Source organism: Sinomonas cyclohexanicum (assembly GCF_020886775.1).
GTDB lineage: Bacteria > Actinomycetota > Actinomycetes > Actinomycetales > Micrococcaceae > Sinomonas > Sinomonas cyclohexanicum.
Genome location: NZ_AP024525.1, coordinates 1,904,168 through 1,919,259, shown reverse-complemented (window position 1 = coordinate 1,919,259; position 15,092 = coordinate 1,904,168). Strand labels below are relative to the sequence as shown.

The 15,092-nt window shown below is 72.4% G+C and carries 10 protein-coding genes; 4 read left to right on the top strand and 6 right to left on the bottom strand.

The window, feature by feature from the left end:
* Nucleotides 1–26: 26 nt before the first annotated feature.
* The 3 genes from SCMU_RS09185 to SCMU_RS09175 form a co-directional block, all read right to left on the bottom strand.
* Nucleotides 27–938 (bottom strand): alkaline phosphatase family protein, encoded by a 912-nt coding sequence (locus SCMU_RS09185; protein ID WP_229232676.1) that lies wholly within the window; start codon nucleotides 936–938, stop codon nucleotides 27–29.
* A 72-nt stretch (nucleotides 939–1,010) separates the two neighbouring features.
* On the bottom strand, nucleotides 1,011–1,703 hold the full coding sequence (locus SCMU_RS09180) for a DUF5998 family protein (RefSeq protein ID WP_229232675.1): 693 nt from the start codon (nucleotides 1,701–1,703) through the stop codon (nucleotides 1,011–1,013).
* 55 nt (nucleotides 1,704–1,758) lie between these two features.
* Nucleotides 1,759–4,527 (bottom strand): bifunctional acetate--CoA ligase family protein/GNAT family N-acetyltransferase, encoded by a 2,769-nt coding sequence (locus SCMU_RS09175; protein ID WP_229232674.1) that lies wholly within the window; start codon nucleotides 4,525–4,527, stop codon nucleotides 1,759–1,761.
* Nucleotides 4,528–4,592: 65 nt separating this feature from the next.
* On the opposite strand from SCMU_RS09175, the gene SCMU_RS09170 reads away from it, so the two are divergent.
* The 3 genes from SCMU_RS09170 (at nucleotide 4,593) to SCMU_RS09160 (ending at nucleotide 8,333) form a co-directional block, all read left to right on the top strand.
* Entirely contained in the window at nucleotides 4,593–7,172 is a 2,580-nt protein-coding gene (locus tag SCMU_RS09170) for a DNA gyrase/topoisomerase IV subunit A (protein WP_229232673.1), read from the top strand.
* A gap of 110 nt (nucleotides 7,173–7,282) precedes the next feature.
* Nucleotides 7,283–7,801 carry a DinB family protein gene (locus SCMU_RS09165; protein ID WP_229232672.1) on the top strand — a complete coding sequence of 173 codons (519 nt, stop codon included), beginning with the start codon at nucleotides 7,283–7,285 and terminating at the stop codon, nucleotides 7,799–7,801.
* A 4-nt stretch (nucleotides 7,802–7,805) separates the two neighbouring features.
* Entirely contained in the window at nucleotides 7,806–8,333 is a 528-nt protein-coding gene (locus SCMU_RS09160; RefSeq protein ID WP_229232671.1) for a DinB family protein, read from the top strand.
* On the opposite strand, the gene cydD is transcribed toward SCMU_RS09160, so the two are convergent.
* The 3 genes from cydD to SCMU_RS09145 are packed head-to-tail and all read right to left on the bottom strand — an operon-like array spanning nucleotide 8,318 to nucleotide 14,461.
* Nucleotides 8,318–11,749 carry a thiol reductant ABC exporter subunit CydD gene (gene cydD, locus SCMU_RS09155; RefSeq protein ID WP_229232670.1) on the bottom strand — a complete coding sequence of 1,144 codons (3,432 nt, stop codon included), beginning with the start codon at nucleotides 11,747–11,749 and terminating at the stop codon, nucleotides 8,318–8,320. The genes SCMU_RS09160 and cydD overlap by 16 nt on opposite strands.
* Before the next feature lie 21 nt (nucleotides 11,750–11,770).
* Complete coding sequence (gene cydB / locus SCMU_RS09150) at nucleotides 11,771–12,832, bottom strand: cytochrome d ubiquinol oxidase subunit II (protein ID WP_229232669.1); 1,062 nt, start codon at nucleotides 12,830–12,832, stop codon at nucleotides 11,771–11,773.
* Between the two features lie 9 nt (nucleotides 12,833–12,841).
* Nucleotides 12,842–14,461, bottom strand: coding sequence for a cytochrome ubiquinol oxidase subunit I (locus tag SCMU_RS09145; protein ID WP_229232668.1), 1,620 nt, complete (start codon nucleotides 14,459–14,461; stop codon nucleotides 12,842–12,844).
* A 242-nt stretch (nucleotides 14,462–14,703) separates the two neighbouring features.
* On the opposite strand from SCMU_RS09145, the gene SCMU_RS09140 reads away from it, so the two are divergent.
* Nucleotides 14,704–15,075, top strand: coding sequence for a BlaI/MecI/CopY family transcriptional regulator (locus tag SCMU_RS09140; RefSeq protein WP_229232667.1), 372 nt, complete (start codon nucleotides 14,704–14,706; stop codon nucleotides 15,073–15,075).
* The last annotated feature ends 17 nt before the right edge of the window (nucleotides 15,076–15,092 follow it).

Sequence of the window (15,092 nt, the reverse complement as noted above, 5' to 3'; positions counted from 1 at the left end):
GCCCGAACATCCCGCGGTCGATCGCCTCACCGCGCGTGAGGATCCATGCCTGGTCGCCGAAGCGGTCCCGCCACCGCGCGGCGACGGCCGCCACCGCGGCGCCGGACGCCGGCCGCTCGACGGAGGTGGAGCATGCGCGGCTCCCCGGCCGTGTGACGGAGGCCCTCGGTGAGCGCGGGGTCGGCGCCGATGTCGAGGCGTCGGGACGGCGGGATGTCCACCATGCCGTGGTCGCCGACCACGAGCACGAGGGTCCCGGCGGGCAGCTGCGCGTCGAGGCGGCGCAGCGCCGAGTCCACCTCCTCGAGCGCCTCCTCCCACTCGGGCGAGGTCCAGCCGAACTGGTGGCCGGCCTTGTCGAGCTCGTTGAGGTAGAAGTAGGCCAGCATCCGGGGGTGGGCAGCCATCGCCGCGGAGACCGCCGTCGTGCGCGCGTGCAGGGTTCCTGCGCCGATGAACTCCCCGCCGCGCAACGCTGCGCGGGTCATGGCCGAGCCCTCGAACTGGGGCAGGCTCACGGTGGCGACGTGGATCCCCGGGTGGATCAGCTCGAAGACCGTGGGGCAGGGCTGCCACCGCTGGGGGTCCACGTCAGGATCCCAGCCGTTGAGCTGGTTGACCACCCGGTCGAGGTGGGGTGCGTAGACGTCGTAGCCGACCATGCCGTGCTGGCCGGGCGGGACGCCCGTGCCGAGGCTCGCGAGCGAGGCCGCCGTCGTGCTGGGGAACGCCGCGTCGAGGGTGTCCGGGACAGGGCCCTGTCCCGCGGCGAGCTTGTCCCGGAGGAACGGGGTGTGTGCCATCCGCTTCGACAGGAGGTTCCGGCCGAGTCCGTCCACCATCACGAGGCAGATTCGCGATGACTCGGGGATCCTCAGCGGATTGGGGAATCCCTCCGCGCCGAGAGCCGCCGCGCACGACGGCAAGAGCTCGGCCACCGTGCGAGTCCCGAACGCGGGCGGAGGTGGCAGGGGCGGTGCGACCTTCCCGGTTCCGGTTGCGCCCGTCATCTAGCGGCCGCCGTGGCCGCGCAGCGTCCTGGAGGCCAGGCCACCCAGCCGCGGCCTCGTCGGGGCCGGGGGACGCGTGCCCGACCCGGTGCTCACGGAGCGCAGGAGCCGTGCGAAGTGCTTTGCGGCGTCCACAGCGCGCGGTCCATCGGCGTCGGCACTGATCCGCAGCACGAGGTCCTCCTGTGCCACCGTACCGGTGTAGCCGTGGTCTGCCTCGCACTGGGGGTCGCCGCAGCCCGCGGGCACGATGTCGATGCGCTGGCCGCCGCTCCACGCGATCGCGAGCGTCACCTCGCGCACCGGGTCGCCGGGCGAGTACTCGACGGGCTCGGCGTAGACGTACGAGAGCACCACCGTGGCGATCTGGGCCACCGGCACCGACTCCGTCGAGACCTGGGCCGCCATCCGGCTGCCCGTCTCGTCGAGCGGGGACTCATCCACGTGCGTGACCACGAGCATGTCCTCGGTCAGGGCGAGGACCGTCACGTGGCGGCGGACCTCGGAACGCTCGAAATGCGTTTCGAGGTGCGTCAGGTGCGCCACGGGCGTGCGGCCGTCGAGTGCGTCCTGGACGACGTCGCCGACGAGCAGCGGGTAGAAGCCCGTCCTCTCGAGCGCCGCGGTGAGGGTCTCCCCCGCTCCTGTGCCGCGCTGCTGGCCTGCGGGTGCCCCGGACGGGTTGTGGCTCATAGGCGCCATTGTCCCAGAACGTCGGTGGGCACCCCAAAAACGGGTCGGAAGCCGGTCACTGCGCGATCAGGGCCCGGCGTGCGCTGTCCATGCGCTGCGCCGCGTTCCCGACCCACACCTGGGCCGCGAGCACGGTCAGCCCCTGTCCGCTCACCACCACGGGTTTGAGCTCGAGCAGCGAGACCTCCGGGTGCCTGTCCTTCAGCAGCGAGACCCGACCCACGAGATCCTCGAGCGCGGCAACATCCAGAGCGGGCAGCCCCTCGTGGCCGAAGAGCTTCACCGACGTCCTCGGCGAGCGGACCATCTCCGCCACGTCCCCCGTGGTCAGCGGGGTGATGCGGTGCGCCCAGTCGTCCAGGAGGGAGACGGCATCCCCGGCGAGCCCGAACGAGAGGACGGGGCCCAGGAGGGGATCCTCGATGGCCCGGATGACGCACGCCTGCCCGAGCGGAGCCATGCTCTGCACCTCGAAGTGCCCCCCGCCGTAGGGGGCCAGGGAGCGTCGCATCTGGTCGAACTCGGCGCGCAGGTCCGCCGCGTCGCGCACGTCCAGCCGGACGGCCCCGAGGTCGAGGCGCGCGCGGAGATTCTCGGCGGCGGACTTGATCGCGACCGGCCACCCGAGCGACTCGGCGGCCTCGACCGCCTCCCCGGCCGTCGCCACCGGCCGGGAGGGCAGGACCGGGATGCCGTAGCACGCGAGGAGGCGCGCGGCGTCGTGCGCCTCCAGCTCGATCAGCTCCGTGCCCTCGACCCCGGCGAGGGACCGCGCGACGAGGGCCTCGGCGCCGTCGTCGTCGACCTCCGCCTCGAAGAGAGGGCCCTGGTCGCGGGCGAGCCATTCGCTGTAGCGCACGACGGCGGCGAGCGCAGCCACCGCCGTTCCCGCACTCACGTAGCTGGGCACCGAAGGGACGGCGAGCGCAGTGGCGTCCTCGGGTGCGGGCAGGAGTCCCTCCGTCTCGACCCGGCGGTCGAGCACCCCCGGGAACGCGGCGACGACGGTCTTGCCGAGGGCCTCGGCCCCCTCGGCGAGCGCCTGGGCGAGCGCGGGCACACGCACCCCGACAGTCGGCAGGAGCGCGACGACGACCGCGTGGACGTCGGTGCGTGTCCCCAGCTCGGCGAGGCGCCGCCGCAGTTCAGGCAGCGCGAGGGACTGGCCCTGGGACAGGTCGAGGTCCCCGGCCACCGCGACGACGTGGAGCTGCTCGCCCTCTGCGCTGTCCGACACCACGCGTGCGAGGGCCAGCGAGTTGCTCAGCACCGCGACGTTCGGGCCGGCGGGGAGCGTCCCCACGGCGATCTGCGCGACGTCGATGAGCTCCTCGACCGTGCTGACGCGGATCACGCCGGACTGCCGCAGCACCGCGTCCAGCGCCCCATGGGGCGCCTGAGTGGTGCGCACGGAGTGGCCCGGGGGCAGGCGCAGCCCTGTGACCTCGCTCTTGGCGACAATGACGGGCTTGCTCCGGGCCAGCCGCCGGGAGATGCGCGAGAACTTGCGTGGGTTGCCGAAGGACTCGAAGTACAGCCCGACAGCGCCCGTCGCGACGTCGTCCTCCCAGTACTGCATGAGGTCGTTGCCCGAGACGTCGGCGCGGTTGCCGGCCGAGAAGACCGAGGAGAAGCCGAGGTTCCGCCGCTCGGCGGCCGCGTAGAGCGCCACCCCCAGGGAGGCCGACTGGCTGAACAGCCCGAGGGCCCCCTGCCTCGGCAGCCTCGGGGCGAGCGAGGCGTTGAGCCGGACGTCAGGATCGGTGTTGACGATCCCGAGGGACTCGGGGCCGACCACCCGCATGCCGTGGGAGCGGGCATTCCGCACGATCTCGCGCTGGCGGGAGAGGCCCTCCTCGCCGCGCTCGGCGAAACCGCCCGACGCGATGACCGCGCCCTTCACGCCTGCGGCGCCGCACTCGGCGACGACGCCCGGAACCTGCTCGTACGGCACGGCCACGATCGCGAGGTCGACGGGCCCGGGGACCTCGCTGAGCCTGCCGTACGCCATCATCCCGCCGAGCTCGAGCGCCTCCGGATTCACGGCGTACACGGGTCCCGCAAACCCGCCCTCGACGATGTGCTCGAGCAGCTGGAAGCCCAGCGTGCCCCACGTTCGACTCGCTCCGATGACGGCGATCGAGGCAGGCGCGAGAAGGCCGAGGACGCTGCGGGACTCGGCACGGTGCTCGCGGGACTCCATGACCGCCCGGGACTTCTCGGTCGGGTCGATCTCGAACGCGACGCTGATGACGCCGTCGTCGAACTGGCGCTTGACCGCGTAGCCCGCCTCGGCGAACACGGTGAGCATCTTACGGTTCTCGGGCAGCACCTCGGCGGTGAAGCGGCGGATGTGGTTCTCGCGGGCGGCCGCGGCGAGGTGCTCGAGGAGGATCGATCCGAGCCCGCGCCCCTGATGGTGGTCCGCGATGTTGAAGGCGACCTCGGCCTCGGTGGGGTCCGTCAGGCGGTCGTAGCGGCCCACGCCGATGATCTCATCGCCGATCGTGATGACGAGGGCCACCCGGTCGTGGTGGTCGACCTCGCTGAAGCGCTTGAGCTCGGCGTTGGTCAGCCGGGCCTTGTAGCTGAAGAACCGCAGATAGATGGAGCCCTCGGACTGGTGCGTGTGGAACTCCTGAAGCGCCTCGGCGTCCTCGGGGCGGATGGGCCGAAGGTGCGCGGTGCCGCCGTCGCGCAGCACGACGTCCGCCTCCCAGTGGTGCGGGTACTTGCCGTCAGATGCGCCTTCCTCGCCGGGGCCCCCATGCTCGCCGAGCGCGCGGTGCTGGCCAAATGCGTCTGTCGGTGCCGAGTCCGCCATAGGCTTAGCCTAGTTCAGCGCCCGAACCACCACACGGCACCACCACACGAAGGACCCACGCAGTCTTGGCACGTCGACAGAACCCTCGCTCCAGCGCAGGCCGCACTGGAGCGGACACTCTCCCCGGATCCGATGACTTCGCGGAGAACATCACCGACATCGACGTGGCCGAGGAGATGGAGACCTCCTTCCTCGAGTACGCCTACTCGGTCATCTACTCCCGCGCCCTGCCGGACGCCCGCGACGGCCTCAAGCCGGTCCAGCGCCGCATCCTGTACATGATGAGCGACATGGGCCTGCGGCCGGACCGCGCCCATGTGAAGAGCGCGCGCGTGGTCGGCGAGGTCATGGGCAAGCTGCACCCGCACGGGGACGCCGCGATCTACGACGCGATGGTGCGCATGGCGCAGGGCTTCTCCCTGCGCCTGCCGCTCATCGACGGCCACGGCAACTTCGGCTCGCTCGACGACGGCCCGGCCGCGCCGCGCTACACCGAGGCCCGCATGGCAGCGGCCTCGCTCGCACTGACCGGAGACCTCGACGAGGACGTCGTCGACTTCGTCCCGAACTACGACGGGCAGCTGACCCAGCCCGAGGTCCTCCCCGCCGCATTCCCGAACCTCCTCGTCAACGGCGCCACGGGCATCGCGGTGGGCATGGCCACGAACATGGCCCCGCACAATCTGGGCGAGGTCATCGCGGCCGCCCAGCTCGTGATCGCGAACCCGGACGCGACGCTCGAGGAGGTCATGGACCTCGTCCCCGGCCCGGACCTGCCCACGGGGGGCCAGATCGTGGGCCTGGACGGCATCCGGGACGCGTACCGGACCGGGCGTGGCTCGTTCAAGACCCGCGCGAAGGTCGCAGTCGAGCAGATCTCGGCGCGCCGCACGGGCCTGGTCGTGACCGAGCTGCCGTACACGGTCGGCCCCGAGAAGGTCATCGAGAAGATCAAGGACGCCGTCAACGCCAAGAAGCTCGCGGGCATCAGCGACGTCACAGACCTCACGGACCGGCAGCACGGGCTGCGGCTCGTGATCGAGGTCAAGAACGGCTTCAACCCGCAGGCCGTCCTCCAGCAGCTCTACCGCTACACGCCGCTCGAGGACTCGTTCGGCATCAACAACGTCACGCTCGTGGACGGCCAGCCCCAGACGCTCGGCCTCCTGCCGCTCCTGCACGTCTACGTGGGACACCGGCTGGATGTGGTGCGGCGCCGCACGGCATTCCGCCTCGGCAAGCGGAAGGACCGGCTCCACCTCGTCGAGGGCCTCCTCGTGGCGATCATGGACATCGACGAGGTCATCCAGATCATCCGCACCTCGGACGAGGCCTCGGCGGCGCGCGAGCGCCTCATGTCGATCTACGACCTGTCCGAGGTCCAGGCAAACTACATCCTCGAGCTGCGCCTGCGCCAGCTGACCAAATACTCCCGGATCGAGCTCGAGAAGGAGCAGGACGAGCTGCGCCGCGACATCGCGGAACTCGAGGCGATCCTCGGCTCCGACACGCTCCTGCGTGACCTGGTCTCGCGCGAGCTCGGCGAGGTTGCCGCGACGTACGGGACCCCGCGCCGCACGCTGCTCCTCGAGCACGACGACGCCCCCGCCCTCGGCAGCAAGGCCTCGGCGTCGGCGCCGGGCGCTCCGGGCGCCGCGTCGGGTGCGGCGAAGGGCAAGCCGGCCCCACTGCAGCTGGAGATCGCCGACGAGCCGTGCTGGGCGATCCTCTCGGCGTCGGGCCTGATCGCGCGCACGGCGCACGCCGAGCCGCTCGCCGAGGCCGGTCCGCGGGTCCGGCACGACGTCTTCCGCTCGGTCGTGCGCACGACGGCGCGCGGTGAGGTCGGGGCCGTGACCTCGGCCGGGCGCATGCTGCGGCTCCAGGTCGTCGACCTGCCGCTGCTGGCCGCCTCGGCCGGGCTGCCCAACATGGCTGGCGGCGTGCCAGCGAAGGACTTCATGGCCCTCGCCAAGGGCGAGTCCCTCGTCGCCCTCGTCCCCTTGGACGCCGTCGTCGCGCTGGGGACCGCGCACGGGATCGTGAAGCGCGTCTCCCCGGACTACCCGCTCAACCGCGAGGACTGGGAGGCCATCGCCCTCAAGCCGGGCGACGCCGTGATCGGCGCCGCCGCCGCGGCGGACGCGGACACCCTCGTGTTCGTCACCGGCCAGGCGCAGCTCCTGCGCTACGAGGCCTCGGCCGTGCGGCCGCAGGGGCGCACTGCCGGCGGCATGGCCGGCATCAAGCTCGCGGACGGGGATGAGGCGATCTTCTTCGGCGTGGTCGGCGCGGAGGATGCCGGCGCCGGGGCGGAGCCCGGGGAAGGCGTCGAGGTGCCGCGCGGCGTCGTCGTAACGATCGCGGGGGCCGACGGCGCCCTGCCGGGGACGACCGCCGGAACCGCGAAGGTGACGCCGTTGGACGAGTACCCCGCGAAGGGCCGCGCGACCGGCGGGGTCCGCTCCCACCGCTTCCTCAAGGGCGAGGACCGCCTCACGCTCGCGTGGGTCGGCAGGGGCCCTGCGAGGGCGTCGTCGTCCTCGGGGGTCGCGCGGTCGCTGCCCAGCGAGTTCGGCCGCCGCGACGGCTCGGGCATCCCCCTCGCGCAGGCCGTCGACGAGATCGGTCCCACCTTCGCCTGACCGTCTCGGGAACACACAAGTGCGCCCGTTCCTCGTTTCGGGTACATATACACGCGTCATTCGCATGTCTCGGGAACGCTCACGTGTGCCCTCCCGCTTAGACTGCGGCCATGGCCATCACCCCTGACACGAAGGACTGGACCTGGGTCCTCGACCGCCCCTGCCCCGAGTGCGGCTTCGACCCCGACTCGCTGACGCCGCAGGACGTCGCCCGGCGCGTCGATGAGACCCTGCCCCGATGGGACTCGGCCCTGGGCCGCGAAGACGTGCGGGTGCGCCCGGACGAGTCGACGTGGTCGGCGCTCGAGTACGGGTACCACGTGCGGGACGTCTTCGAGCTCTTCCGCCACCGGCTCGGCCTCATGCTCGGCGAGGACGGGGCGCGGTTCGCGGACTGGGACCAGGACGCCACGGCCGTAGCGAAGGACTACGCGAACGCCGACCCGGAGACGGTCCGCGCCGAGCTTGCCGAGCAGGGGACGCTTGCCCGCGACGCCTTCGCGGCCGTGCCCGAGGCGGCCTTCGGCCGGCGCGGCCTGCGCAGCAACGGCAGCAAGTTCACGGTCGTGACTCTCGCCCGCTACTTCCTCCACGACGTCGAGCACCACCTGCACGACGTGCGGGGCTGAAGGCATGCAGCCCAACGATCCTGCGGCCTTCCGCGCCGAGCTGCGGGCACAGTTCGACGCCTTCATCGACGAGCACCGGTCGCTCTTGGCAGAGTGCCTCGACGGGCTGACCGAAGCCGAGGCGCGTGCCTCCCTCGTGCCGTCCCGCACAACCCTCCTTGGCCTCGTGAAGCACGCCGCGTTCGTGGAGCGGGTCTGGTTCGATGAGGCCGTGTCGGGACGATCCCGCGCCGAGATCGGCATCCCCGCCACGCCGGACGAGTCCTTCATCCTCGAGGACACGGATACGATTGCGTCCGTCCGCGCGGACTACCTCGCGGCGTGCGCGGACTCGAGGCGCGCGGTCGCCGGACTGGGGCTCGACGACACTGTGCCGGGGAACCGCCGAGGTCCGTTGCCGCTGCGCTGGATCTGCCTTCATGTCCTGCGGGAACTCGCCCAGCACTGCGGCCACGCAGACATCCTGCGCGAGCAGGTGCTCGCCGCGCGCCCGCGCGGGGACCGCGGGGCTTCGGCTCAGCCGACAGGCTGAGCTCGCCGCGCGCCGTCGTGCGCCACGTCTGCAGAGGCTGTGCCGGCACTCCGGCCGCCGAGCTCCACGAGCGCGTCCCCCGGCATGAGCTCCGAGGCGTGGTGGGTGACCATGATGACGGCCCTGTCCGCGAGCGCCTCGTGGAGCTCCGCGACGAGCTCGAGCCCGGACTCGGGATCGAGGTGCGCGGTGGGCTCGTCCAGCAGCACGACGTCGGCCCCGGCGAGCAGCGTGCGGGCCACGGCGAGCCGCTGCCGCTGGCCGCCCGAGAGGAACGACCCCCGGCTGCCGATCCGCGCGTCGAGCGCTCCGGGCAGCGCGCGCACGTGCTCGAGCAGCCCGACCCGGTCGAGCGCTGCTTCCAGCTCTGCGTCCGACGGCGCGTGGTCGCGGTCTCGGGCGACCGCGAGGTTGCCGCGAACGGTCGAGTCGAACAGGTGCGACTCCTGGGGGCACCACGCAACGCGGCCGCTCACGCCGGCCGAGCCCTCGCGCGGCGCCAGGAAGCCCGTGAGGAGCGCGAGCATGGTCGACTTGCCGCTGCCGGACGGCCCCGCCAGGACGACCCAGTCACCCGGCGACGCCTCGAGGTCGAGTCCGGAGACGACGTCGTGCCCGCCCGGCCAGCCCACGACCACGCCCCGGAGGTGCACCCCGGGGGCGCCGGCCCCCGCCGGCCGCTCGGGAGCGCGTCCATCCGCCCCCCATTCCTCGGCCGCCACGCGGGTGAGCGCCGAGCGCAGGGCGGGGAGGTGCTGAACCGCCGTGCTTGCGGCGGCGAGCGGCTCCGCGAGGGCCAGCTGGAGCAGGAGGACGGCGGCCGTCGTGGTGGCCGGCGCGCCGGCGGCCGCCGCGGCTCCGAGGGTGAACGCGGCGGCGATCCCCGTGGCGGCGATGACGATGGCCTGGGCGAGGCCCTCGGCCGCGGCGCCGCGGCGTTCGAGCCGGGTGAGGCGCGCGTCCCGGGCCCGGAGCCGGGCGAGCACCGCGGCGGTGCGGGAGTTGGCGGCCAGGTCTCCTGCGGCGGCGAGCGCCTGGCCGATGCGGGACAGGAACGCGGAGCGGCCAGCCTGGAGGCGCGCAGCGGCACGGCGATCCGCCCCGAGGGCCACGGCGGGCGCGACGACGAGGCTCGCGGCGAGCGCCGCCGCGAGCGCGGGAACCTGCGCGGGGAGCATGATGCCGACGGCGACGACCGCGCCGACGCCGACGAGGAGCGCCGTCGCGATCGGGTGGAGCACGCGCGGCAGCTGGTCGCGGACCGCCTCGACGTCCCCGACGAGCGCCTCGAGCGCCGCCCCGGGGACGAGCAGCCGGCGGGCCGAGAGGCCACGCGCGGACAGGGCGCCCCAGAGCCTGTCCCGCAGGACAGTGAGCGTGGAGAGGACCGCGGAGTGCAGCACGAGCCGTTCCCGGTACCGCAGCACAGCCCTCGCGACGCCGAAGAACCGCACCCCGGTGATGGCTGTGAGCAGGTACAGGATCGGAGGCTGCTCGCTGGCCCGGACGATGAGCCAGCCGGACAGGGTGGCCAGGGCGATGCCGGCGGCTGCCGCCCCGAGCCCGGCGATGGCGGCGCGGACGTACGTCCCGGCATCCGGCCGGACGATCGAGGCCAGCGTCCTGAGCCACGCTCGCCGGGGCGCCGCGGCGCTTGCCGGAGCCTCCCGCACCGGGCGGGTCAGGTCGTCCGCGTCGGGGGTCCGGACGCCGAACCTTTCGGAGACCACCCCTGCCGACGGCGCGAGCTCGACCACGCGGTCGGCGAGGGCCGCGGTCCTGGGCTCGTGGGAGACGAGCAGGACGGTGGCCCGCCCGGCGAGCGACGCGATCGCCGCCTCCACGAGCGCCGCCGAGGCCTCGTCGAGGTGTGCGGTGGGCTCATCGAGGAGGACCACGTTGGCGCCGTCGGCCACCCGGGCGAGCCCGCGGGCGACCGCGACGCGCCGCTGCTGGCCGGGGCTCAGCTCGGACGGGCGGGCGCCGCCGAGCCCCGAGAGGCCCAGTCCGGCCAGCAGCTCCTCGACGAGGGCTCCGTCGCGCTCCCCCGCCGCCCCCGCATAGAGGGCGAGTTCGGCCTCCACGCTGTCCTCCGTGAACTGCGGGTGCTGCGGAACCCAGGCCAGGCGCGCTGGGTCGGCGCCCCGGACGGTGCCGCTGACGGCGGCGCCGGCGCCATCGCGGACGAGGCCGGCGATCGCCGCGAGGACGGTCGTCTTCCCGGAACCGCTTGGCCCTGCGAGCACCGTGACGCTTCCGGCCTCCGCGATGAAGGTCACGGGCCCGGCGGCCGTGCGCTCGGCGCCGGGCGCAGCGCCACCGTAGCGTACGGCGAGGGCATCCACGTGGATCTCCGGCACCCCCGGCGCCGCAGGCGTGGGGGTCCCGCCGGCGAGGACCGGCATGCCGTGGGGTACCGCGACGCGTTCGCGAGTGCGGCGCAGCGCCTCGGCGCCGTCCTCGCTCGCGTGATGCGCCGTGCCCAAGTCGCGGAGGGGCTGGAAGCACTCCGGGGCGAGGATGAGGGCGAGGAGGCCGGCCTCGAGCGGCATGTCGCCGTACACGAGGCGGACTCCGATGAACACGGCCACGACCGCCACGGAGATCGTGGAGATGAGCTCGAGGGCGAGCGCCGAGAGGAACGCGACCCTGAGCGTGGCCATCGTGCGGCCCTGGTAGGAGCGCGAGAGCTCCGCGAGGGCCCTGCGCTGCTCGGCGGCCCGCCCGAGACCGACGAGGACAGGCAGCCCCTGCGCGAGCTCCACGAGGTGCGCGCCGAGCCGCAGGAGCGACTGCTGGGCCTCGGAGACGGCGTCGACGGTGTGGCGCCCGATGAGCACCATGAACACCGGCACGAGCGGCAGCGTGAGCACGAGGATGAGGGCGCTGACCCAGTCCGCGCCGAGGATCCTCGCGCCGAGCAGCACGGGGACGGCAGCCGTCTGGACGAGCGCCGGCAGGTACTGGGTGTACAGGGCGTCGAGCTCGTCCAGCCCCCTGCCGGCGAGCACCGCGGTGGCCGCGGGCGACGACGCGACCCGGGCGCCGCCGTCGTCCGCGGGAACGCCCTCCGCACCACTTCCGGGGGCCGGCCTCGAAGCCGGACGGGAGAGCCCCGCCTCGATCAGCTGCGAGCGCAGCTCCTCCTTGACTCCGACGGCGGCCCACCGGCCCACTGCCGACGTTCCCCACTGCGAGGCCGCGCGGACGAGGATGCCGGCCGCGGCCATCAGGGTCGCCGAGGACAGTGACGCACTATCCAGGGCGGCCGCGCCTGCGCCGGACGCGAGGCCCGCGAGGCCGGACGCGACCCCTTGTGCCATGAGGGCGAGGCCCGCCGCCTTCGCCACGGCGAGGATGCCGAGGAAGACGAGGGCGCGCCGCGTCGACGGGCCGAGGGGAATGTCCGGTCGCATGCTGGTCCTGCCTGACGTTGCCTAGGCCTGCCGGCCGGTCACGAGCCGGACGATGGTCGCGGGCACCACCGCGTGTGCGGTCGGGATGCTGTCCACACTCAGCCGCCGGCGGAACACCCAATATGTCCACGCCTGGTAGGCGAGCACGAGCGGGAGGCCGATAAGGGCGACAACAGTCATGAGGCCCAGCGTGTAGTCGGACGACGACGCGTTGGCCGCCGTGAGGCTCAGGGCCGGGTCGATCGTCGAGGGCAGCACCACGGGGAAGGCGGCGGAGAAGATCGCCGCCGCGCCGGTCGCGAGGAACACGGCGAGGCCGATGAACGCCCTGCCTTCCGAGCCTCGGCGGCCCAGCGCCCACGCGGTGACTGCGGCGCCCGCCGCCACGGCGGTGAGCGCCCAGCTCCACCACTTCCCCGTATGCAGCTGCACTGCGAGGACCCAGGCCACGAGGGGCAGCACGGCGAACGGGAGCCAGCGGACAAACGCGCGGTGGGCCCGGGAGCGGACCTCGCCGTCCGTCTTGAGGGCCAGGAACGCGAGGGCGTGCACGAGCGCGAACCCGACGACGGCGAGGCCGCCGAGCACGGCGTACCCGTTGAGCCACACGAACGGCCCGCCGACCCGGTCGCCGTTGGCGTTCAGCGGCAGTCCCGCCGTCGTCAGGGCGAGCATCGCGCCGACGCAGAAGGCGGCGACGCCCGAGCCGAGGGCGAGTGCCCAGTCCCATACCGCGCGCCAGCGGTCGGAGTGGACCTTCCCGCGGTACTCGATGGCCACCGCACGGAAGATCAGGGCCACGAGCGCGAGCGTGAGCGGCAGGTACAGCGCCGAGAACAGGGAGGCGTACCAGCGCGGGAAGGCCGCGAACGTCGCTCCGCCCGCGGTCAGCAGCCAGACCTCGTTGCCGTCCCAGACTGGGCCGATCGTATTCAGGAGCACCCGGCGCTCGCGCTCGCCCCGGGCGAACAGCTTCATGTGCATCCCGACGCCGAGGTCGAATCCCTCGAGGAAGAGGTAGCCGATCCAGAGGACGGCGATGGCGCAGAACCAGACAGCCTGAAGAATGGTGGGGGTTTCCATCGTGCGCTCCTAGTAGGCGAAGGCCAGGACGTCGTCGGCGGACTTGCCCGCCGGGCCGCTGCCGGGCCCGTCGCCGTCCGGGCCCCCGTCGTGCTCGTGGGCGGCGTGGGCGAGCTCGGGCATCGCCGATGCGACGCCGCCGCGGACGTAGGTGATGAGGAGGCGGACCTCTACGACCATGAGCACCGCGTAGATGAGCGTCAGGACGATGAGCGAGGTGAGGATCTCGCCCGCGCTCACCCCGGGCGAGACCGCGGCTGCCGTGAACATGAAGACCTGGTCGACGCTTCCGGCCATCGCGGGATTGGGCGCGACGACGAACGGCTGCCGGCCCATCTCGGTGAAGATCCAGCCGGCGGCGTTCGCCCCGAACGGGGCAAGGATGCCCAGGACGGCGAGCCGCATGAGCCACCGCGACTCGGGCACGGTGCCCTTGCGGGTGAGGATGAGGGCCACGAGCGCCGCGAGGGCGGCGAGGCCACCGAATCCGATCATCGCGCGGAAGCCCCAGTACGTGACCTCCATGACGGGGACGTAGTTGATGGGCTGGCCCGCGCGGTCGCCGTAGATCGGGTTGTCCGGAAGGTTGGACCCGTAGGCCTTCTTGTACTGGTCCTGGAGGCTGTTGACGCCTTGGATGTTCGTGGTGAAGTCGTTGTGGGCGAGGAACGAGAGCAGCCCGGGGATCTCGATGACCGCGGCGACGTCGGAACAGTCCTTCGAGCCGAGGTTGCCGACCGAGAGCACGGAGAAGCTCGTGCCGTCGTGGCACGCCGCCTCGGCCGCGGCCATCTTCATCGGCTGCTGCTCGAACATGAGCTTGCCCTGGAGGTCGCCAGTGAAGGCGGTGCCGGCGAACGAGATCATGGCGACAACTGCACCGATGCGCAGGGACTTGAGCCACACGGCGTGGTCGGTCCTGTCGCGTCCCGGGACACCGGGCGCCTCACCGACGACGACGCGTTGCCGGCCGTCGACGACCTCGACGCTGTCGATGCCGTCGTGCCTCCGGCGCCACAGGTGGTACCAGGCGATCCCGAGGAGGAACGCACCGGCCACTCCGAGTGCGCCCAGGAGGGTGTGCGGGACGGCGACGAGTGCCGTGTTGTTGGTGAACACGGCCCACGCGTCGGTCATGACGGGGCGGCCGTCGACGACCTTGACCCCGACGGGATGCTGCATCCAGCTGTTGGCCACGATGATGAAGTACGCCGAGACGGCCGAGCCGATGACCGCGATCCAGAGCGCGGCGAGGTGCAGGCCGGGCCGAAGGAGCTTCCAGCCGAAGATCCAGAGGCCGAGGAACGTGGACTCGACGAAGAACGCGAGCAGGGCCTCCATGGCGAGCGGGGCGCCGAACACGTCGCCGACGAACCGGCTGTACTCGCTCCAGGCCATGCCGAACTGGAACTCCTGGACGATGCCGGTGGCCACGCCCATGATGAAGTTGATGAGGAAGAGCTTGCCCCAGAACTTGGTCATCCTGAGGAACTCGCCCTTGCCCGTGCGGAACCAGACCGTCTGGAGCACGGCGACGACGAGCCCCAGGCCGATGGTCAGCGGCACCATCATGAAGTGGTAGACCGTGGTGATTCCGAACTGCCAGCGTGCTATCTCCAAAGCGTCCACGCATGCTCCCGGTTCTGGCCGACGTTTGCTTCTACGATTCGTAGAAAACCCTGACTTCTACAAAGTGTAGAACACCGGGCGGGGCGAAGCCGCCGTGTGGGCGTGAACCCATCCTCCCCTCCGTGCCGCTGTGAGCGAACGCGCCCGCTCGCGGAGCACCGAAAGTGTTCTACCGTGCGTAGAATGGAGTAGGCGCGCCAGCGGTTGGCGTGCCGGATCGGCATGTAAGGACTGAGACGCACATGGCAAGCCTGGGTGAACTCGAGCGTTCGGTGATGGACCTCTTGTGGACTGCCCCCGAGGCCTCTACCGCGAATGATCTGCGCGACCGACTGGCCCAGAGCGAGAGCCAGGGCCACGAGGGCAAGGATCTCGCTGTGACCACGGTCCTGACCGTCCTGTCGCGGCTCGAGAAGAAGGGCCTCGTCGAGCGCGAGCGCGGCATGCGGCCGCACCGCTACCGGGCCATCTCGACGCGCGAGGACCACACGGCCCGCCTCATGCACGAGGCGCTCGGCACCGCGCCCGACAGGGAGGCGGTCTTGGCGCGCTTCATCGGCTCGGTAACCGAGGCAGAGGCCGCCACCCTCCGCAGGCTCCTCGCCCGCGGCTGACCCACCCGGGCGGAGCG

Coding starts and splice junctions, on each gene's coding strand:
- SCMU_RS09180 (WP_229232675.1), bottom strand. CDS start 1,703: ATGAGCCACAACCCGTCCGGGGCACCCGCAGGCCAGCAGCGCGGCACA.
- SCMU_RS09160 (WP_229232671.1), top strand. CDS start 7,806: ATGCAGCCCAACGATCCTGCGGCCTTCCGCGCCGAGCTGCGGGCACAG.
- cydB (WP_229232669.1), bottom strand. CDS start 12,832: ATGGAAACCCCCACCATTCTTCAGGCTGTCTGGTTCTGCGCCATCGCC.
- cydD (WP_229232670.1), bottom strand. CDS start 11,749: ATGCGACCGGACATTCCCCTCGGCCCGTCGACGCGGCGCGCCCTCGTC.
- SCMU_RS09175 (WP_229232674.1), bottom strand. CDS start 4,527: ATGGCGGACTCGGCACCGACAGACGCATTTGGCCAGCACCGCGCGCTC.
- SCMU_RS09165 (WP_229232672.1), top strand. CDS start 7,283: ATGGCCATCACCCCTGACACGAAGGACTGGACCTGGGTCCTCGACCGC.
- SCMU_RS09140 (WP_229232667.1), top strand. CDS start 14,704: ATGGCAAGCCTGGGTGAACTCGAGCGTTCGGTGATGGACCTCTTGTGG.